Below are 18,166 nucleotides of genomic sequence, written 5' to 3'. Positions count from 1 at the left end.
CGGGATGGACATCGCCGACTTCCACGCCCTCCGACCGGGCAACGCTCCCAGTCCCGACGGATCGACCGTCGTCCTCTCCGTGCGGGAGCTCGGAACCGTCCGGGTGCCGTCCGGGCACCTCGGAGCGTGCGACCCGTTCGTGGCACTCGACACCCCGCTCGTCGTCGAGGTCCCGCCAGGCGACCACCGGGTCGTCGTGACCATCGCCGACGTCTCGTCGGAGCACGACGGATCGCACCTCCGCGAGGCCTACCTCTCGGTGATCGTCGCGGACGGCGACGTGGCCTCGGTCGACGGCGCCCCGCTGCTCGGGCGGACTCCGGACCCGGGCGACGCGTTCGGCATCGGCGTCGACACCGGGACGGTGGGCTTCGTGGACGCCGACGCGGTCGCCGCTTCCATGCCGGAGGACCCCGACTGGTACGACGCGGTGTTCGACAACGGCGAGCCCGGGTCGTGGTTCTCCCAGATGGACGCAGGCAGCCCCCTGCCGACCGGCACCGCGAACATCGTCATGCCGCGGGCGTCCGCGGGGCAGAACGTCGTGCTGAGCCACTCCGGGTGGGGCGACGGCGCGTACCCGCTGCTCCGGACGCTCGACGCGGGCGGGACGCTCCTCGGGATCCACATCGATCTGCTCGTGGCCGGACCGCTCGACGACGAGGCCACGGCCGACCCCGACGACGAGGCCACGGCCGACCTCGACGACGGGGCCACCACGGGTTCCGACGACGAGACCGCCGTCAGTTCGGACGAGACCGGCGCAGACCGGGACCGGCAGCCGCGGAGCTGGCTCCGGCGGCTGTTCGGCCGCTGAGCCGGGCGGTTCAGACGGCCGCGAACGCTGTCTGCGGCTGACCGCTGGACGCTGCGTCCTCGATGATCTCGACGCTGTCGCCGAGCGTCTCGACCCGCACAGCTGCGGGTCGCACGTTCGACCGCGTGCGGTGTGCGCTGAGGTCGGTGGAGGAGAGGGCGTTGCCGGTCATGCGACGATTCTGGGGGTGCCCGGCCAGAATCACAAACTCCCCGTTGGGGTGTCGCTCGCACAGGGGCCGTCGCACGTCGTCATCGGCCGGACAGCCCGCGGACCCGCTGCATAGGCTCGTGCCATGACCAGCACCCAGAACGACGTCGTCGCCAAGGCCACGACACTCCAGACACTCCACCGAGCCCCGGAGATCCTCCGCGTGGTCAACGTGTGGGACGCCGTCAGCGCGAAGACCGTCGCGGCCCTGCCCGGCACGACCGCGATCGCGACCGCCGGCCACTCGATCGCCGCCTCCTTCGGCTACGACGACGGCGGCATGCCGCTCGACCTCGCGCTCCAGGGCGCGAAGACGGTCGTGGACGCGGTCGACCTCCCCGTGACCGCCGACCTCGACGACGGCTACGAGGACCCGGCGGAGACCATCCGCCGCGCGATCGGCCTCGGCATCGTCGGTGCGAACGTCGAGGACCGCCTGCGCCCGTTCGACGAGTCGGTCGCCCGGGTGCGCGCGATCGTCAAGGCCGCCGAGCAGGAGGGCGTGCCGTTCCAGCTGAACGCCCGCACGGACGCGATCGCGCGCGGCGGTGAGCGTCCGCTCGACGAGAGCATCGCGGACGCGATCGCCCGCGGCAAGGCGTTCCTCGACGAGGGCGCCTCGCTGGTGTTCGTCCCCGGGGGCCACCCGCGCGAGGTCGTCGAACGCCTCGTCGAGGGCCTCGGCCGGGGCAAGCTCTCCGTCATCGGTCTCCCGGGCGCACTCCCCGCGGCCGAGTACGAGGCGCTCGGCGTCGCCCGCATCTCCTACGGTCCGCTCACGCAGCGCGTCGCGCTCCGGGCGCTCCGCGACCTGGCGACCGACCTGTACGGCACCGGCGTGGTCCCCGAGGACACCCCCGCGCTCAACTGACGAGACACGTCACGCGACCACCTGACGGACTGGAGGGACGGTGCAGGCCCGCACCGTCCCTCCAGTCCGTCACCGGTGCGGTCGGATGACCGCACCGAGCGTTCAGACGGCGATCCGGCCGCCGTCCACCGGCAGCACCGCGCCGCGGTCACGGCATCGATCCCGGCCTGACGGGTATCGTCGGTCCCCGTGACCACCATCACCCCCGACTCCGTCACCACGGCACTCCAGCACCTCCTCGGCGACGATCGGGTGCTCACCGGCAGCGACGACCTCGACCGGTACAGCCACGACGACGCCGAGTGGGCGCCGTTCGTGCCGCCCCTCGCGGTCGTCCTCGCCCGGAGCACCGAGGACGTCGTCGCGGCCGTCCGCTGGGCAGTCTCCGCCGGGGTCCGTGTCGTTCCCAGGGGTGCCGGGACCGGACTCTCCGGCGGAGCGAACGCCATGGCGGACAGCATCGTCGTGTCCCTGGAACGCATGGACCGCGTGCTCGAGGTGAACACCGACGAGCGCTACGCCGTCACCGAACCCGGCGTCATCAACGACACGCTGCGGGCCGTCGTGGCCGAGCACGGCCTCTGGTACCCGCCGGACCCCGCGTCGTCGGCGATCTCGACCATCGGCGGCAACGTCGCGACGAACGCCGGGGGCATCTGCTGCGTCAAGTACGGCGTCACGCGCGACTACGTCCTCGGGCTCACCGTCGTGCTCGCGGACGGGTCGATCGTCGAACTCGGCCGGAAGACCGCGAAGGGCGTCGCGGGGTACGACCTCACCGGGCTCATGGTCGGGTCAGAGGGCACGCTCGGGATCGTCACGTCGGTCACCGTGCAGCTCCTCCCCCTCGCCGGCCGTGACGAGCGCGCCGTGATCGGGTTCTTCCCCTCGCTCGCCGCCGCCGGGGACGCGGTCGCCGCCGTCTCGCGCGCCGGGATCGTCCCTGCCGCGCTCGAGATCGTCGACCACACGTGCCTCGTCGCGGTCGACGACTGGATGCACCTCGGGCTGCCGTCCTCGGTCGAGGCACTCCTGCTCTCCCGGATCGACGAGGCCGGTGCGGCGGGCGACGCCATCGCCGATCGTGTGGAGGCGATCTTCACCGACGCCGGGGGCACCGACGTGGAGCGAGCCACGGACCACGACGAGATCGACCGGCTCTTCCAGGCGAGGCGCCTGGCGTACCCGGCACTCGAGCGCCTGGGGCCCGTGCTCACCGAGGACATCTGCGTCCCCCGGGGCGCCGTGCCCGAGATGCTCCGACGGATCCAGGCCACCGCCAGGGCGAACGACGTGACGATCGCGAACATCGCGCACGCCGGCGACGGCAACCTGCACCCGCTGATCATCGCTCCCGAGGGCGACTCGGCCGCCAAGGACCGGGCCGAGGTGGCGTTCGACGCGATCGTCGCGGACTGTCTCGCGCTCGGCGGGACCGTCACGGGCGAACACGGGGTCGGTCTGCTGAAGCTCCCGGGTGTCCGCGCGGAACTCGGGCCGCGGGTGCTCGCGATGCACCGGGCGGTCAAGGACGCGCTCGACCCCGCGGGGACGCTCAACCCGGGCAAGGCGTTCTGATGCCGGACCCGTCGTTCTTCACGTCCTCCGACGGTGCGCGCCTGGCCTACACGGACGACGGTCCGCGCGATGGCCGGCCGGTGGTGCTCGTCGCCGGGTACGCGATGCCCGCGACGGCGTGGGCCCTGCAGTCGGACGCGCTCCTCGACGCCGGGTACCGGGTCGTGGCCTTCGACCGGCGATCCCACGGGGCGAGTGAGGACGTGCTGTGGGGCCAGCGGATCGCGCGTCACGGTGCCGACATCCACGAACTCCTCGTGACGCTCGACCTGCGCGGCGCCGTGCTCGTCGGCCAGTCGATGGGCGCGAGCTCGATCTGGGCGATGCTCGACCTGTTCGGCACGGGGTCGGGCCCGTCGGGCGCGGGCCCCGCGGGTGCGGATCCCGCGGGTGCGGGCCTCGCGGTCGGGGACACGGCTCGGGTCGCCGGCGTGGTGACCATCGACCAGACGCCGAAGATGGTCAACACGGACGACTGGTCGCACGGCTTCTACGGCATGGACGCCGCGAACAGCGGGACGTTCTTCGACGACGGCATCCCGGACACCGGTCGCGGGCTCCGCGTCGACCAGGCGCAGCCCGGCGTGCAGCGGCTCGTCGCGCGCATCGGCGGCATGCCCGCCGTCCGCCAGGCCGACGCCCCGTCGACCGTCCGACTGCTGCGCGACCACGGGCTGCAGGACTGGCGTGACGTCATCGCGCGCCTCGACGTGCCGTTCCTCATGGTCGCCGGGCGGAACAGTCAGCTCTGGCCGTGCACGCACGCTGCCGCCGCGGTCGGCGACAACCCCGCCGGTCGGGCTGTCGTCGTCGAGGACGCCGGGCACGCCACGAACCTCGACCAGCCGGACGCGTTCGACGACCTGCTCCTGGGGTTCCTCGCGGATCTCTGACGTGCTACAGTCGTCTCTGGTGTTCTGAGCGAACCCATCTACTCGCTCACACCGATCGTCTCGTCCCGATCCTCCCGGATCGCATTCCACCGAGACCACCAGTTCCGCCACACGGCCGAACACAGCACGCCGACTTCCGGCGTGTGCATCCCCCGCAGGCCTCCTGCGCCGGTCCTCAACCAGGACAGTCCCCACCCGGGACCACGGCCACGAAGCAGCAGCACAGGGATGCCGCCAGTTTCGAAAGACAGCACCATGACCAACATCTTCAGCCTCATCCGCATCGACGGGACCGTCATCTCGGTCCCCGCACTCACGCACGACAACCTCGTGGAGTTCGTCGTCGTCGACGACAGCTCGCGCGCCGAGTTCCTCGTCCGCCTCCCCCGTACCGAGCTCGGCACCGAGGTCTCGATCGGCTCCCACGTCCGGGCGACCGGCGCCGAGGGCTGGATCGTCCCGGGCCGCGCATGGCTCGGCGAGTCCAGCCGCACCATCCTCGAGGCGCACGACGTCCAGCTCCGCGAGTACGCCTTCGCCGCCTGATCCCCAGGTCACAGACCGCACCGGAATCGTCGCCGCCCGCATCGGGTGGCGGCGATTCCTGCATTCTCGGGGCCATCACGTCAGGTCTTGCATGCCAGAACCTGATCGAGATGAGCCCCGATCATGCGGGCACCTGAACGGTTCACATCGGAAGCGCCTACCGTTGCGGTCACAGCGACCTCGTAACCAGATGGTCGGCCGCGGGATCACTCTCTCCTCCATCATCGGATGCGCTCCATGACCACCCAACCTCGTGACGACCAGTTCCACTGGACGAAGCAGAGCAGCACGCGGTGGCGAGCCGAGATGGGCCACGACCTCGTCGGCATCATCAACCAGGGCGCACAGTTCGACGTCACGTCGACCAACGGTGCACTCACCGGCAACCACCTCTCGCTCGACGCCGCGATGGCACAGGTCGAGGCGTGGGGTCGCTGGTGCGGGAGCGCTGCTTGACCCGCTGAAGCCGACCATCCTTCGGTATAGTCGACATCTATACCGATGGGAGCGGACGATGCGGATCGAGCGGGCAGACGAACTGATCCGGATCGCCCGAGAGGACATCGGGATGACCCAGTCGGAACTCGCGCGGATCGCGAAGATGCAGCAGCCGACCATCTCCGCCTACGAGAGTGGCGCGAAACGTCCGAGGCAAGAGACACTCCAGCGGGTGCTCGCTGCCGCGCGTGCCAGACCGAGCGTTCCCCTGTCCGTCTACGCCGCGGAGATCCGCGAGGTCGCTCTGCGCTTCCGCCTGTCGCATGTCCGTGTGTTCGGGTCGACCGTTCGCGGCCAGGACACCGAGGAGAGTGACATCGACCTGCTCGTCACGCTCGACGCTGAAGCGAGCCTGTTCGACATCGGTGCATTCGCTGCAGCCGTCGAGGAGATCACGGGGTTCCCGGTCGACGTCATCACCGATGACCACCTCCAGGATCCGTTCTTCGCGCACATCGACGCAGAAGCCGTCGACCTGTGACCGACGGTCGTGACCAGTTCCGACTGGTCCCTCGCAACGACTCTCCGGCCGAGGCGCCGCCAGACCGTTGGCCCGCCGTGCGTGCCGCGCTCGACGGGCTCCGGACGGAGTGCCTCGCGATCGTGCACGCCGGCCGAACAGAATTCGATCGCGAGCACAGCCTGACCTACCGTGCGGCGGAAGCCGTGATCATCCACTTCGACGATCTGCTCGGGCGGCTCCCCGCAGAGGAGGCCGTTCGACTTCCCGACGACCTCAGCCCGGCCGCAGTGCGCCGCACGCGGAACATCTTGTCGCACGACTACCGGTCCGCCAAGCGGTCGATCGTCTGGGACGTCGTCGCCGACCGGATACCCTCGGTGATCGACACGCTCCTCGGCTGACGTCTGATCGGCTGACGTGTCAGGCGAACCGCTCGTTGATCTGCGGGTCGTACAACGGCAGGCCGAGCCCCTGCATCGTGTCGATGATCGTGTTCCACTCCGTCATCCCGCCCCCGTGGCAGGTGACGATGACGTACTGCGGTCCGTACTCGACATCGATCCCGACCTGACCGTCAGGCCCTCCGAGCATGGTCTGCCCGACCTCGGCACTTCGCCGCGACTCGACCCGCCACGCAGGGAACGCCCCGACGAGCGCCGTGTCGATCCGGCCGAGGTCGAGGGTGTCGAGCCCGTGGATGTGCGGGACCTCACCGAGCTGCGCGTAGACCGTCGCTGGATCGTGTGTGGCAGGCGTGCTCCAGAACGCGAACTGCTGACTCACGAGCGCCCCCCTGACCCGGCATCGCGTTCGGCCCGCGCAGTGAGCCACAGGAAGGTCGCATGCCCGATGAGCGCGATGCCGAAGAAGACCGCGGCGACGGCGAACACGGGGTCGAGCTGCCTGCCTGCGGCACCGGTGATGAGCAACACGATGCACGCGAGCACCGTCACGGCGAGGACACCGACCTGCACGCGCGACCAGATCGTGCGGTAGCGGGGTTGTCCCTGCATCGGCATCAGCGGCGACCGATCATCAGTTGTTGAAGCGGAACTCGACGACGTCGCCGTCCTGCATCGAGTAGTCCTTGCCCTCGATGCGGGCCTTGCCGTGGGCACGGGCCTCGGCGATCGAGCCGGTCTCCACGAGGTCCTCGAACGAGATCACCTCGGCCTTGATGAAGCCCTTCTCGAAGTCGGTGTGGATGACACCGGCAGCCTGGGGAGCCTTCCAGCCCTTGCCGATCGTCCACGCCCGCGTCTCCTTGGGCCCGGCGGTGAGGTACGTCTGCAGCCCGAGGGTGTCGAAGCCGATGCGTGCGAGCTGGTCGAGCCCGGACTCCGGCTGCCCGGTGGCCTCGAGGAGCTCCTGGGCCTCCTCCGGCGACAGGTCGATGAGCTCGGACTCGATCTTGGCGTCGAGGAACACGGCCTGTGCGGGCGCGACGAGCTCGGCGAGCGAGGCCTTGCGCGCCTCGTCGGTGAGGATCGCCTCGTCGACGTTGAACACGAAGATGAACGGCTTGGCGGAGAGCAGCCCGAGCTCGGCGATCGGCGTCAGGTCGATCGACGTCGCGGAGAGCAGGGTGCCCTGCTCGAGGACCGCGCGGACCTCGCGCGCGGTGTCGAGGACGACGGGCTCCGCCTGCTTGAGCTTCAGCATCTTCTCGTAGCGCGGGAGCGCCTTGTCGACGGTCTCCATGTCGGCGAGGATCAGCTCGGTGTTGATGACCTCGAGGTCGTCGCGGGGCGAGACCTTGCCGGCGACGTGCACGACGTCGTCGTCGTCGAACCCGCGGACGACCTGGGCGATGGCATCGGCCTCGCGGATGTTCGCGAGGAACTTGTTGCCGAGCCCCTCGCCCTCGCTCGCGCCCTTGACGATGCCCGCGATGTCGACGAACGAGACCGGCGCTGGCAGGATCTTCTCGGAGTGGAAGATGTCCGCGAGCACCTGGAGACGCGGGTCGGGCAGGTTCACGACGCCGACGTTCGGCTCGATGGTCGCGAACGGGTAGTTCGCCGCCAGCACCTGGTTCTTGGTGAGCGCGTTGAACAGGGTGGACTTGCCGACGTTGGGCAGTCCGACGATCGCGATAGTGAGAGCCACGGTCCACAAGCCTAACGGCGCGCGCCTGCACACGGAGCCGGGTCCGCCGCAACGCCGCGAGCACGCCCGGACGATGTCCGCCGCCCGTGCGAGCATGGCGTCGTGGCCCTGGACTTCACCGCGATCGACTTCGAGACGGCGAACGGGTCGAGTGCGTCCGCGTGCTCGGTCGGGCTCGTCAAGGTGCGCGACGGCAGGATCGTCGACCGGACGTGGTGGTACATCCGTCCGCCGCAGGGGCACGACGCCTTCCTGGAGTGGAACACCCGCATCCACGGCATCGTCGAGACCGACGTGCTCGACGCCCTCGGCTGGGCGGAGCAGTACGCCGACATCGTCGCCTTCGCGGACGGCGACGTCCTCACCGCGCACAACGCCCGGTTCGACATGGGTGTCATCGCCGGTGGATGCGCAGCGACGGGCATCGCGCTCCACCCGCACCGCTCGATGTGCAGCCTGCAGGTCGCCCGGAAGACCTACACGCTCGACTCCTACCGCCTGCCGGTCGCCGCCATGGCAGCGGGGTTCGAGGACTTCCGGCACCACGACGCCATGGCGGACGCCGAGGCCTGTGCGGCGATCATGATCCACGCTGCGGGGCGGCACGGCGCGACCACGCTCGACGAGCTCGCGGCGAGCGTGGAGGTGCGGTTCGCGACGGCGCAGCACCGGGCACCAGCGCAGCCGCGCCCCCAGGACCATCGCTCCATGGTCTTCGCGGACTGACGCACGGCGAGGACCTCCGCGATGACCAACGACGGCCGCCTGCCGACCGACCTGTTCGTGGACCTCGACCGCTCGGGCCCGATGCCCCTGTACCAGCAGGTGGCGACCCGCATCGAGGACGCGATCCGCTCGGGTGAGATCCCGCCCGGCTCCCGCCTCGAGAACGAGGTGGCCCTCGGTGAGCGGCTCGGCCTGTCGCGTCCGACGATCCGCCGCGCGATCCAGGACCTCGTCGACAAAGGTCTTCTGGTCCGTCGTCGCGGGATCGGCACGCAGGTCGTGCACGGTCCGGTGACGCGCAAGGTTGAGCTCACGAGCCTGTGGGACGACCTCGCACGGGGAGACCAGAAGCCCGCGACCACCCTGCTCGCTCGTGAGGACGTCCCCGCTGACGAGCGGGTCGCGACGGCGCTCGGTGTCGTCGTTGGCACGACCGTCACGCACATCAGACGCGTCCGGTTCGCCGAGGACGTCCCGATGGCCGTCCTCGAGAACTACCTGCCCCCGGGGTTCGCGGACGTCACCGCAGACGACCTCGCGCAGTTCGGCCTCTACCAGCTCCTCCGCGCCCGCGGGGTGACGATGCGGGTCGCGAAACAGCAGATCGGCGCACGGTCGGCCACGCACGAGGAGTCACGGCTGCTCGAGATCGACGACCACGGACCCGTGCTGACGATGCGCCGGACGGCGTACGACGCCTCCGGCCGAGCCGTCGAGGTCGGCTTCCACTGCTACCGCCCGGACCGCTACTCGTTCGAGATCACACTGGTCGACAAGTAACCGGACACGGGAACCCGACCGGACGCGACCGGACTCGGACTGGAGGGACGGTGCCAGGCCGCCCCGTGCCTCCCGTCCGGCAGTGCGGAGCCGTCCGCGGGCTGGAGGGACGGTGCCAGGCCGCCCCGTGCCTCCCGTCCGGAACGGCACGCCGTGCCGCGCCCGGGTCAGACCATCGGCGGGACCAGGATGTCCCGGACGAGCGCGTCGAGCTGCGCGTCCGCGTCGAGGAACTGGCGGAGTGTCGTGACCGTCGCGCCGAAGTGATCGAACTCGTCCGGGGTCATGCCGTCCTCGTCGTAGGCGCGGGCGAACTCGGGCGTCGCGGCGCGGAGCTGTTCGATGACCACCGGATCGACAGGACGGTCGATGGCGTGCGGGTCCGCCACGATCCCGTTGTCGTTGATGTCCTTGGTCCACTGGAACGGCGGCGAGACGACGAGGTCCCCACCGACGAGCTCGGACCACTGCATGTGGTTCCGGAAGGCGGCGGACAGGATCCGGGACCGGTAGCCGCGCTCGACGAACAGGTGGTGCGCCTTCTTGAGCGCGGCGACCCCGGCCCACTCGAGGATCCCCGGGTCGACCATCACGCGGTCCCGCTTGACGACCGTCTTCAGCCAGTCGTCGAGGCGCCCGCCCATGATCGTCACGACGTGGCCGAACTCGTGCTCCGGCATGCCGTCGGCGGTGCGTCGGTCGAGGCCCCGCTCGATGGCCTGCGCGACGGCGAGCGCCTGGGGTACCGTGAACGACACGGTGGCGTTGATGGACACACCGCGGTACACGGCCTCCTCGATCGCCTCGATGCCGAGTGCGGTCGCCGGGATCTTCACGATGATGTTCTCCGCGAGTCCCGCGAAGCGCACGGCCTGCTCGACGAGCGCGTCCTTGTCGCGGTGGTGGCGCGGGTCGGTCTGCATGGAGAGCCGGCCGTTGCGCCCGCCGGATGCTCGGAACGCGGGCTCGAGGAGCCTGGCCGCGGTGATCGACAGCTCCTCGACCGCCTTCCAGCCGATGGCGGACTCGCCGAGCGTCGGGAACTCGTCGGCGAGCTCGCGGATGCGCGGCACCCAGGTGTCCGGGTCCTGCCGGATGCAGGTGAGCGCGATGACCGGGTTGCAGGTCGCCCCGACGGCGCCGTACTCGGTGATGGCGGTCCGGAGCTCGGTGGGGTCCGCGGAGTCGTTCCACAGGGCGGTGGCGGTGTCCTCGGCGGCGCGGAGGGTGGTCGGACGGGTGTCCGTGCCGGGGGCGGTGCCCGCGGCGGGGTCGGTGGTCGGCATGCGTGGTGCTCCTGGTTCGGGGCTCAGTGGACGCGGGCGGCGGTGGTCTCGCCGAAGATGTGCTGGAAGGTGCGTGTGGCGATCGGCCCCGGCGCATCGACCGAGCAGCCGTACATGTCCTGCTCGACGATGCCGAAGACGTCCGGGTTGATCGCCGCGACGGCCTCGATGATCGGTGCCAGCGCGGGCTCGCCGAGGGGTGGCTCGGTCATCACGCCCCGCGCGACGGCGGTGGCGAACGGGGTGTCGTTCTTGAGCGCCTGGAAGAGGACGTCGTGGTCGACCTGCTTGAGGTGCAGGTACCCGATCCGGTCCGGGTGCTCCTCGATCATCCGCAGGTTGTCACCCCCGTAGTACGCGAAGTGCCCGGTGTCGAGGCAGAGGTTCGTGTACTCGGGGTTCGTCACCTCGAGGAACCGGACGGTCTCGCCGTAGGTGCCGACGTGGCTGTCGGCATGGGTGTGGAACTGCTGGTGGACGCCGTACTCCTCGAGCAGGGCCTTGCCGAGCTGGTCGTGCCCGCGGCCGAGCCGGTCCCACTGCTCGTCGGTCAGGGTCCGGGACTCGAGCACCTCCTCGGTGGCGTCGGAGCGCCAGAGGTCCGGGATCGTCACGAGGTGCTCGGCGCCGAGCTTCGACGCGAGTCCCGCGACCGCGACCGCCTGGTCCCATGCGCGCTGGAACTGGTCCTCGCCCTTGTGGAACCCGGTGAAGACGGTGCCCGCGGAGAGCCTGAGTCCGCGCGACGCGAGCTCGTCGGACAGCTCGGACGGGTCCGTCGGCAGGTACCCGTACGGGCCGAGCTCGATCCACTCGTACCCGGCGGCGGCCGCCTCGTCGAGGAACCGCTGCCACGGGACCTGCTGCGGGTCGTCCGGGAACCAGACGCCCCACGAGTCCGGGGCGGTGCCGATGCGGATGGAGGCCGGGGCGGGTGCGGTGTCGGTCATGACGGCGGTGTCTGCTTCCTGCGTGGTGGGGGGAGGTTGGTCTGGCTCGTGGACGGGGTCAGCCGAGGAGCGGTCGCTGCGCCGCCCGCTCATCGACGTACGCCGCACGGGCCGCCTGCGTCGAGGCGAGCGTCGAGGTCTCGGCGACCGGGACGTCCCACCAGCCGTTGCCGTCCGGGGCGTAGTCGAGCGGGTCGGCGTCGACGTGGATGAGGGTCGTGTGGTCGTTCTGCTTCGCCTGACGCACCGCGGCCCGGAGGTCCTCGATCGACGACGGGCCCGGCTCGACCTCGATCACGTCGACGCCGTACGAGCGGGCGTTCGCGGCGAGGTCGACCGGCAGCGGCTCACCGTTCTCGAACGACCCGGTGTCGTCGAGCGAGCGGTACCTCGTGCCGAACCGCTCGGACCCGACGGTCTCGGACAGGTGGCCGATCGACGCGTAGCCGTGGTTCTGGATGAGCACCACGATGATCTTGATCCCCTCGGCGACCGCCGTGACGAGCTCGGTGTGCAGCATCAGGTACGAGCCGTCGCCGACCATGACGACGACGTCGCGATCGGGGGCGGCACGGCGGACACCGAGTCCTCCGGCGATCTCGTAGCCCATGCACGAGAAGGCGTACTCGACGTGGTACCCGAGGGCGTCACGGACGCGCCAGAGCTTGTGCAGGTCGCCCGGGAGCGAACCGGCCGCCTGGACGACGACGTCGCGCGGGTCGGTCGAGGACTGGACCGCGCCGATGATCTCGGACTGCCCGGGCAGTGCCTTCCCGGACGGCCGGAACGCGGCGTCGACCACCGCGTCCCAGTCGGCCTTCAGGGTGCTGATCCGGTCGGCGTACGACGACGACACGCGGTACGCACCGTCACCGGAGGCGGGCGCGAGCGCGGCGGTCATGGCGACCAGTGCCTCCCGTGCGTCCGCGATCAGCGGCAGCTGGCTGCCGTGCTTGTAGGCATCGAAGGACGCGACGTTGACGTTCACGAAGGTGACGTCCTCGTTCTGGAAGGCGGTGCGCGACGCGGTGGTGAAGTCGCTGTACCGCGTGCCGATGCCGATGACGACGTCGGCGTCCGCCGCGATCGCGTTCGCGGCCGCGGTGCCGGTCGCGCCGACGCCGCCGAGGTTCTGCGGGTGGTCCCAGACGAGCGATCCGCCGCCGGCCTGCGAGGTGCCGACCGGGATCCCGGTGGCCTCCGCGAACGCGGCGAGCGCGGCCTCGGCGCCGGAGTAGAGCACGCCACCGCCGGCGACGACGACCGGGTTCCGGGCGGCGCGGATCGCGGCGACGGCCCGCTCGAGCGGCCCCGTCTCCGGCAGCGGGCGACGGACGTGCCATTCGCGGGGCTGCAGGAACTCGACGGGGACGTCGAGCTCCTCGGCCTGCACGTCCTCCGGCAGCGCGATCGTCACCGCACCCGTCTCGGCCGGGTCGGTGAGCACGCGGAGTGCGGCGAGCGCGATCGAGAACAGCTGCTCGGGACGGTCCACGCGGTCGAAGAACCGCGAGAGCGGCCGGAACGCGTCGGTGACCTGCACCGACGTGTCGTGCGGCTGCTCGACCTGCTGCAGCACCGGGTCGGACACGCGGGTCGCGAAGGTGTCGCTCGGCAGGAGCAGCACCGGCATCCGGTTCGTCGTCGCGAGCGCGGCACCGGTCAGCATGTTCGCAGCTCCCGGGCCGACCGACGCGGTGCAGGCGAACGTGGCCCGACGACGGCGCATCCGGGCGAACCCGACGGACTCGTGCACCATCGCCTGCTCGTTGCGGGCCTGGTGGTACGGCAGCAGCCCCGGGTGGTCGACGTGCAGCTGCTTGATCGCCTGCCCGACACCCGCGACGTTGCCGTGCCCGAAGATGCCGAAGACCCCCGGGACGATGCGCTCGCGGACGTCGCCGTCGACCGTCCACTGGTTGGCGAGGAACTCGATCAGGGCCTGGCCGACGGTCATGCGACGGGTGGTGCTCATCGGGGTGACTCCTTCTGGTAGGGCAGGCGTGGGTCGATCATCTCCGCCTCCCACTGGCTCCTGACCCAGCCGTGCGCCGGGTGGTCCGTGATGTTCCAGACGCGCTCGGGGTCCGGACCGGCCATCACGTTGAGGTAGTACATGTCGTACCCGGGTGCTGCGACCGCGGGGCCGTGCCAGCCGTACGGCACGAGGACGACGTCGCCGGTCCGCACCTGCCGGAACTCGTCGATCGGGCGGTCGTCGGAGGCGGAGGTGCGGTGCAGCGCGAACGGGTCGGCGGTCTCGGGGACCTCGCCGATCGCACCACGGGTGACCGCGGCCTCGTAGTAGTAGATCTCCTCGAGGTCCGACTCCGACCCGGGCACGAGCGTGTCGTGCTTGTGCGGCGGGTACGAGGACCAGTTGCCCGCGGGCGTGATGACCTCGCACACGATGAGCTTGACCGCGTCGAGTGCCGCCGGGGTGCCGAAGTTGTGGACCTGCCGACTCGACTGGCCGGCACCGCGGAGTTCGACAGGGACGTCACCGGCCGGGATGTACGCCGCCGGCCTGACCTCGTCGGTCGGTGCCTCGGCCACCGCGAAGCGGCCCGTCCCGATGACGCTCGCCCCGGTGTGCGCACCCAGGTAGAGGACGTCGGTCGGTCCGTCGAAGACGCTGCCACGGCCCTCCAGGATGATCGTCCCGGAACCGGACGCGCCGTCGTACGCGACGGTGAAGGTGCCGCTCAGCGGCACGACGATGCGCTCCACGGCATCGGACGGGAGGCGCAGCTCGGCCGGGTCCGTCGGCTGCCCGTCCGCCTCGAGGTCGGGTCCGCCGCCCACCAGGCTGCCGAGGCGGATGCCGGTGTGGGCCCATCCGGCGACGCGGCCGTCGACGACGTCGGTCCAGCCGTCCTCCGGACGGGACCCGCTCGGGACGAACCAGGCGCTGGCGTTCTGCTCGGTCATCGCGATCAGGCGTTCGACGGGAAGCCGAGGTCGACGCCGCCGTGCGTCGAGCCGCTCCGGTCGGCGGGGTCGGTCCACCGGGACGTGACGGCCTTCTGACGGGTGAAGAAGTCCACGCCGTCCTGGCCGTACGCCTTGCTGTCGCCGAAGAGCGATTTCTTCCACCCGCCGAACGAATAGTAGGCAACGGGGACCGGGATGGGCACGTTGATGCCGATCATGCCGACCTGCACGTCCTTCTGGAACCGACGTGCGGCCCCGCCGTCGTTCGTGAAGATCGCGGTCCCGTTGCCGAATGCGCCCGAGTTGATGAGCTCGACGCCCTCCTCGTAGGTCGCCACCCGGACGACGCTGAGCACCGGACCGAAGATCTCCTCGGTGTACACGCGGCTGCTGGTCGGGACACGGTCGATCAGCGTCGGGCCGAGCCAGAACCCGTTCTCGTCGCCGTCCGGCTGGACCGTACGGCCGTCGACGACGACCTCGGCACCGTCCTGCTCCGCGACCTCGATGTACGAGGCGACCTTGTCGCGGTGCTGCTCGGTGACGAGCGGGCCCATGTCGCAGCCACGACGGCCGTCGCCGATCCGGAGCATGCCGGCCCGCTCGACGATCTTCGCGATGAGGTCGTCCGCCACGGGCTCGACCGCGACGACGACCGAAATGGCCATGCAGCGCTCGCCCGCGGAGCCGAAGCCCGCGTTGACGGCGCTGTCGGCGACCAGGTCGAGGTCGGCGTCCGGGAGCACCAGCATGTGGTTCTTCGCGCCACCGAGCGCCTGCACGCGCTTGCCGTGCTTCGTCCCGGTCTCGTAGACGTACTGCGCGATCGGGGTCGATCCGACGAACGAGATGGACTCGACGTCCGGGCTCGTGAGCAGTCCGTCGACGGCGGTCTTGTCACCGTTCAGGACCGTCAGGACACCGTCCGGCAGGCCGGCCTCCCCGAGCTTCGCAGCGATCCAGAGCGCGGCCGACGGGTCCTTCTCGCTCGGCTTCAGCACCACCGTGTTGCCGGCGGCGATCGCGATCGGCAGGAACCACAGCGGCACCATGACCGGGAAGTTGAACGGGCTGATGACACCGACGACACCGAGCGGCTGGCGGATCGAGAACACGTCGACGCCGGTGGACACGTTCTCGGAGAACTCGCCCTTCACCAGGCTCGGCATGCTCGTCGCGAGCTCCACGACCTCCTGCCCGCGGGCGATCTCCCCGAGCGCGTCGGAGATGACCTTGCCGTGCTCGCTCGTGATGATCTCGGCGAGCTCCGCCTTGTCGCGGTTCAGGATCTCGCGGAACGCGAACATGATCTGCTGCTTCTTGGCCATCGAGAGGTCGCGCCAGGCGGGGAACGCGGCCTTGGCGGAGGCGATCGCCGTGTCGATCTCCTCCTGGCTCGCGAGGGCGACCTCCTTCGTCGCCACGCCGAGCGCCGGGTCGTACACGGGCTGCGTGCGGCCGGAGGTCGACGGGACGAGAGCGCCGTCGATCCAGTGGCCGACGACGGGGAGCGTCGCGGTGTTCGTCGTGGCGGGTGCGGTGCTGGTCGTCATGCGTGGTCCTTTGCTGGAGCGACGGTGGTGGAGGTGTGCACGAGGCCCGCGGCGACGTCGACGGCAGCGGCGACGTCCCCGTCCGGCGGGTAGAGGAGGGTCCGTCCGACGACGAGCCCCCGGACGCCGGGCAGCGCGAGTGCGTCCGCCCACCGGTCGTAGGTCTCGTCGGGGTTCGCGGAGGGGTCGCCGCCGAGCAGCAGGGTCGGCAGCGTCGTGGCCGCCATCACCCGCTCCATCTCGTCGACGACGGGGAGCTTCAGCCACGAGTACGCGCTCGACTCCCCGAGCCCCGCGGCGATCGCGGTCGAGCGGATGACGGCCTCCGCGCGCAGGTCGTTGCCGACCCGGCCGTCCTGCCAGGTGCTCATGAACGGCTCGAGCATGATCGGCAGCTCGAGGCGCGCCGCGTCGGACACGGCCTGCGCGGTGGCCGCCAGGGTCGGTGCGGTACCGGCGTCGTCGAGGGCGACCCGGAGCAGGAGCTTGGCGAAGTCGAGTCCGGCGTCCCTGATGGACTGTGCCGAGTAGGCCGTGTACCGGTCGTCCATCTCGAAGCGGGCGCCGCGGAGCCCACCGCGGTTCATCGAGCCGACGACCACCCTGTCGTCGAGGACGCCGAGCAGGGCCAGGTCCTCGATGATGTCCGGCGTGCCGAGGACCCCGTCGACGCCCGGACGCCCGAGCGCCGTGACGAGCCGGGCCAGCAGGTCGTACCGGTCGGCCATCGCGGACTCGTCGTCGCCGACGGCGAGCGCGCCGCGGGCCGGGTGGTCGGCGGCGACGATGAACAGCCGGTCGTCGCCGCGGAGGAGCGGACGACGACGACGGGACAGCAGCGTCTCGCGGATCGTCCCCGGGGCGGTCGCCCGGACCTCGCGGATGCGGCCGAACGCGTCGCCGAGGTCCGCGGCGCGGTCGGTGGTGACCAGCTCAGACATGGGCGGCACTCCCGAGGAACGCGTCGACGTCGGCGCTCGTCGGCATGGCGGTCGAGCACTCGAAGCGCGTGGCGACGATCGCGCCGGCCGCGTTCGCGAAGGCGAGGGTCCGCGCGAGGCTCCAGCCCGCGAGGAGGCCGTGGCAGAGCGCGCCGCCGAAGCCGTCGCCGGAGCCGAGACCGTTCACGACGTCCACCGCGTGCGGTCGGACCTCGATGAACTCGTCGCGGGTCTTCGCGAGGACGCCCTTCGGCCCCTGCTTGACGATCGCGAGTCCGACCCCGCGCTCGAGCAGTGCGTCCGCGGCGCGGACCGGGTCCGTCTCACCGACGGCGATCCGGCACTCCTCGCGGTTGCCGACCGCGACGGTCGCGTGTTCGAGCGCCACGGCGACCTCGCGCGTCGCCGACTCCGGGGAGGACCAGAACATCGGTCGGTAGTCGAGGTCGAGCACGGTGTGCTCGGCACGGCCGCGGGCCCGGTACGCCACGTGGTGCGCCTGCCGGCTCGGCTCCTCGCTGAGCCCGGTCACGGTGGTCCAGAAGATGCGTGCACGCTCGACCGCGTGGAGCGTCACGGACTTCGCGGTGATCATGAGGTCGGGCGCCTTGGGCTGCCGGTAGAAGTACAGGGGGAAGTCGTCCGGCGGGAAGATCTCGCAGAACGTCACCGGGGTGCTCAGCCCGGGCACGGTGTCCAGGAACTCCGCGGAGACGCCGAGCCTCGGGAGCTCGCGGGCGATGTACCGGCCGAACGGATCGTCACCGGTGCGGGTGACGACGGCCGTTCGGTGGTCGTGCCTGGCAGCGGCGATCGCGACGTTCGTGGCGCTCCCACCGACGGACTTGGAGAAGGTCTCGACGTCCTCGAGCCCGAGGCCGGCCTGCTGCGGGTAGATGTCCACGCCGACCCGGCCCATCGTGACGACGTCGTACCCGGGCGGGTCGGTGGTCTCGATCGGCAGTGCCACGGAGTCGGACCTTCTGTGCGAGGAGGGACGGACCGTCGTCG

General features: G+C 70.8%; 21 protein-coding genes. 10 read left to right on the top strand and 11 right to left on the bottom strand.

From position 1 onward, the window contains the following. Positions 1–4: 4 nt before the first annotated feature. Positions 5–817, top strand: a complete 813-nt coding sequence (locus tag ASF23_RS09490; RefSeq protein ID WP_055952266.1) for a DUF4241 domain-containing protein — start codon at positions 5–7, stop codon at positions 815–817. Between the two features lie 10 nt (positions 818–827). Here the strand turns inward: ASF23_RS09490 and ASF23_RS18315 are convergent, their stop codons facing one another. Continuing rightward, entirely contained in the window at positions 828–989 is a 162-nt protein-coding gene (locus tag ASF23_RS18315) for a hypothetical protein (RefSeq protein ID WP_156364427.1), read from the bottom strand. Between the two features lie 123 nt (positions 990–1,112). Here ASF23_RS18315 and ASF23_RS09485 point away from each other — a divergent pair, with 123 nt between their 5' ends. The 7 genes from ASF23_RS09485 (at position 1,113) to ASF23_RS09455 (ending at position 6,277) form a co-directional block, all read left to right on the top strand. Further along, positions 1,113–1,898 (top strand): isocitrate lyase/PEP mutase family protein, encoded by a 786-nt coding sequence (locus ASF23_RS09485; RefSeq protein ID WP_055952262.1) that lies wholly within the window; start codon positions 1,113–1,115, stop codon positions 1,896–1,898. Positions 1,899–2,087: 189 nt separating this feature from the next. After that, entirely contained in the window at positions 2,088–3,476 is a 1,389-nt protein-coding gene (locus ASF23_RS09480) for an FAD-binding oxidoreductase (RefSeq protein WP_082473992.1), read from the top strand. Further along, the gene (locus tag ASF23_RS09475) at positions 3,476–4,369 is read left to right on the top strand and encodes an alpha/beta fold hydrolase (protein ID WP_055952260.1); all 894 of its coding nucleotides are present in this window, start codon (positions 3,476–3,478) and stop codon (positions 4,367–4,369) included. The genes ASF23_RS09480 and ASF23_RS09475 overlap by 1 nt, the downstream gene beginning before the upstream one ends. 255 nt (positions 4,370–4,624) lie before the next feature. Next, positions 4,625–4,915, top strand: a complete 291-nt coding sequence (locus tag ASF23_RS09470) for a hypothetical protein (RefSeq protein WP_055952257.1) — start codon at positions 4,625–4,627, stop codon at positions 4,913–4,915. A 237-nt stretch (positions 4,916–5,152) separates the two neighbouring features. Next, the gene (locus tag ASF23_RS09465) at positions 5,153–5,371 is read left to right on the top strand and encodes a hypothetical protein (protein ID WP_156364425.1); all 219 of its coding nucleotides are present in this window, start codon (positions 5,153–5,155) and stop codon (positions 5,369–5,371) included. A 58-nt stretch (positions 5,372–5,429) separates the two neighbouring features. Next, positions 5,430–5,894 carry a nucleotidyltransferase domain-containing protein gene (locus tag ASF23_RS09460; RefSeq protein ID WP_055952251.1) on the top strand — a complete coding sequence of 155 codons (465 nt, stop codon included), beginning with the start codon at positions 5,430–5,432 and terminating at the stop codon, positions 5,892–5,894. A 77-nt stretch (positions 5,895–5,971) separates the two neighbouring features. Then, positions 5,972–6,277: a HepT-like ribonuclease domain-containing protein gene (locus ASF23_RS09455; RefSeq protein ID WP_156364423.1), complete on the top strand. Its 306-nt coding sequence runs from the start codon at positions 5,972–5,974 to the stop codon at positions 6,275–6,277. Between the two features lie 19 nt (positions 6,278–6,296). On the opposite strand, the gene ASF23_RS09450 is transcribed toward ASF23_RS09455, so the two are convergent. Genes ASF23_RS09450 through ychF form a run of 3 tightly spaced genes read right to left on the bottom strand, consistent with a single transcriptional unit; the run spans position 6,297 to position 7,985 of the window. Further along, positions 6,297–6,659, bottom strand: coding sequence for a hypothetical protein (locus tag ASF23_RS09450; RefSeq protein ID WP_055952245.1), 363 nt, complete (start codon positions 6,657–6,659; stop codon positions 6,297–6,299). Continuing rightward, the gene (locus tag ASF23_RS09445; protein WP_156364421.1) at positions 6,656–6,889 is read right to left on the bottom strand and encodes a hypothetical protein; all 234 of its coding nucleotides are present in this window, start codon (positions 6,887–6,889) and stop codon (positions 6,656–6,658) included. Before ASF23_RS09445 ends, ASF23_RS09450 begins: the two co-directional genes overlap by 4 nt. Positions 6,890–6,911: 22 nt before the next feature. Beyond that, a complete protein-coding gene (gene ychF, locus ASF23_RS09440) occupies positions 6,912–7,985 on the bottom strand; it encodes a redox-regulated ATPase YchF (RefSeq protein WP_055952239.1) in 1,074 nt (357 codons plus the stop codon). 102 nt (positions 7,986–8,087) lie between these two features. Here ychF and ASF23_RS09435 point away from each other — a divergent pair, with 102 nt between their 5' ends. Both ASF23_RS09435 and ASF23_RS09430 read left to right on the top strand, forming a co-directional pair. Continuing rightward, positions 8,088–8,711 (top strand): exonuclease domain-containing protein, encoded by a 624-nt coding sequence (locus ASF23_RS09435; RefSeq protein ID WP_055952236.1) that lies wholly within the window; start codon positions 8,088–8,090, stop codon positions 8,709–8,711. A gap of 21 nt (positions 8,712–8,732) precedes the next feature. Further along, positions 8,733–9,491 (top strand): GntR family transcriptional regulator, encoded by a 759-nt coding sequence (locus ASF23_RS09430; RefSeq protein ID WP_055952234.1) that lies wholly within the window; start codon positions 8,733–8,735, stop codon positions 9,489–9,491. A 167-nt stretch (positions 9,492–9,658) separates the two neighbouring features. Here ASF23_RS09430 and ASF23_RS09425 read toward each other — a convergent pair whose 3' ends face one another. Genes ASF23_RS09425 through iolC form a run of 7 tightly spaced genes read right to left on the bottom strand, consistent with a single transcriptional unit; the run spans position 9,659 to position 18,074 of the window. Next, entirely contained in the window at positions 9,659–10,777 is a 1,119-nt protein-coding gene (locus tag ASF23_RS09425; RefSeq protein ID WP_055952231.1) for a transaldolase family protein, read from the bottom strand. Positions 10,778–10,800: 23 nt separating this feature from the next. Beyond that, positions 10,801–11,727: a sugar phosphate isomerase/epimerase family protein gene (locus tag ASF23_RS09420; protein WP_055952228.1), complete on the bottom strand. Its 927-nt coding sequence runs from the start codon at positions 11,725–11,727 to the stop codon at positions 10,801–10,803. A 58-nt stretch (positions 11,728–11,785) separates the two neighbouring features. Next, entirely contained in the window at positions 11,786–13,702 is a 1,917-nt protein-coding gene (gene iolD / locus ASF23_RS09415; RefSeq protein WP_055952225.1) for a 3D-(3,5/4)-trihydroxycyclohexane-1,2-dione acylhydrolase (decyclizing), read from the bottom strand. Next, positions 13,699–14,658, bottom strand: a complete 960-nt coding sequence (gene iolB, locus ASF23_RS09410) for a 5-deoxy-glucuronate isomerase (RefSeq protein WP_055953164.1) — start codon at positions 14,656–14,658, stop codon at positions 13,699–13,701. The genes iolD and iolB overlap by 4 nt, the downstream gene beginning before the upstream one ends. Before the next feature lie 5 nt (positions 14,659–14,663). After that, positions 14,664–16,214 (bottom strand): CoA-acylating methylmalonate-semialdehyde dehydrogenase, encoded by a 1,551-nt coding sequence (locus ASF23_RS09405; RefSeq protein WP_055952222.1) that lies wholly within the window; start codon positions 16,212–16,214, stop codon positions 14,664–14,666. Beyond that, the gene (locus tag ASF23_RS09400; RefSeq protein WP_055952219.1) at positions 16,211–17,155 is read right to left on the bottom strand and encodes a class I fructose-bisphosphate aldolase; all 945 of its coding nucleotides are present in this window, start codon (positions 17,153–17,155) and stop codon (positions 16,211–16,213) included. Before ASF23_RS09400 ends, ASF23_RS09405 begins: the two co-directional genes overlap by 4 nt. Beyond that, the gene (gene iolC / locus ASF23_RS09395; protein ID WP_055953161.1) at positions 17,148–18,074 is read right to left on the bottom strand and encodes a 5-dehydro-2-deoxygluconokinase; all 927 of its coding nucleotides are present in this window, start codon (positions 18,072–18,074) and stop codon (positions 17,148–17,150) included. The genes ASF23_RS09400 and iolC overlap by 8 nt, the downstream gene beginning before the upstream one ends. Positions 18,075–18,166 lie beyond the last annotated feature (92 nt).

The sequence above is a fragment of the Curtobacterium sp. Leaf261 genome (genome assembly GCF_001422205.1).
In the GTDB taxonomy this organism is placed as follows: Bacteria; Actinomycetota; Actinomycetes; order Actinomycetales; family Microbacteriaceae; genus Curtobacterium.
The sequence above is the reverse complement of the archived record's forward strand: the minus strand, read 5'-3'. Positions and strand labels throughout refer to the sequence as shown.

What these genes read in the sequence shown, in the direction of transcription:
- ASF23_RS09490 (WP_055952266.1), top strand. Translation starts at nt 5, where the DNA reads ATGGACATCGCCGACTTCCACGCCCTCCGACCGGGCAACGCTCCCAGT.
- ASF23_RS18315 (WP_156364427.1), bottom strand. Translation starts at nt 989, where the DNA reads ATGACCGGCAACGCCCTCTCCTCCACCGACCTCAGCGCACACCGCACG.
- ASF23_RS09485 (WP_055952262.1), top strand. Translation starts at nt 1,113, where the DNA reads ATGACCAGCACCCAGAACGACGTCGTCGCCAAGGCCACGACACTCCAG.
- ASF23_RS09475 (WP_055952260.1), top strand. Translation starts at nt 3,476, where the DNA reads ATGCCGGACCCGTCGTTCTTCACGTCCTCCGACGGTGCGCGCCTGGCC.
- ASF23_RS09470 (WP_055952257.1), top strand. Translation starts at nt 4,625, where the DNA reads ATGACCAACATCTTCAGCCTCATCCGCATCGACGGGACCGTCATCTCG.
- ASF23_RS09465 (WP_156364425.1), top strand. Translation starts at nt 5,153, where the DNA reads ATGACCACCCAACCTCGTGACGACCAGTTCCACTGGACGAAGCAGAGC.
- ASF23_RS09460 (WP_055952251.1), top strand. Translation starts at nt 5,430, where the DNA reads ATGCGGATCGAGCGGGCAGACGAACTGATCCGGATCGCCCGAGAGGAC.
- ASF23_RS09445 (WP_156364421.1), bottom strand. Translation starts at nt 6,889, where the DNA reads ATGCAGGGACAACCCCGCTACCGCACGATCTGGTCGCGCGTGCAGGTC.
- ASF23_RS09430 (WP_055952234.1), top strand. Translation starts at nt 8,733, where the DNA reads ATGACCAACGACGGCCGCCTGCCGACCGACCTGTTCGTGGACCTCGAC.
- ASF23_RS09425 (WP_055952231.1), bottom strand. Translation starts at nt 10,777, where the DNA reads ATGCCGACCACCGACCCCGCCGCGGGCACCGCCCCCGGCACGGACACC.
- ASF23_RS09420 (WP_055952228.1), bottom strand. Translation starts at nt 11,727, where the DNA reads ATGACCGACACCGCACCCGCCCCGGCCTCCATCCGCATCGGCACCGCC.
- iolD (WP_055952225.1), bottom strand. Translation starts at nt 13,702, where the DNA reads ATGAGCACCACCCGTCGCATGACCGTCGGCCAGGCCCTGATCGAGTTC.
- iolB (WP_055953164.1), bottom strand. Translation starts at nt 14,658, where the DNA reads ATGACCGAGCAGAACGCCAGCGCCTGGTTCGTCCCGAGCGGGTCCCGT.
- ASF23_RS09405 (WP_055952222.1), bottom strand. Translation starts at nt 16,214, where the DNA reads ATGACGACCAGCACCGCACCCGCCACGACGAACACCGCGACGCTCCCC.
- ASF23_RS09400 (WP_055952219.1), bottom strand. Translation starts at nt 17,155, where the DNA reads ATGTCTGAGCTGGTCACCACCGACCGCGCCGCGGACCTCGGCGACGCG.
- iolC (WP_055953161.1), bottom strand. Translation starts at nt 18,074, where the DNA reads ATGGGCCGGGTCGGCGTGGACATCTACCCGCAGCAGGCCGGCCTCGGG.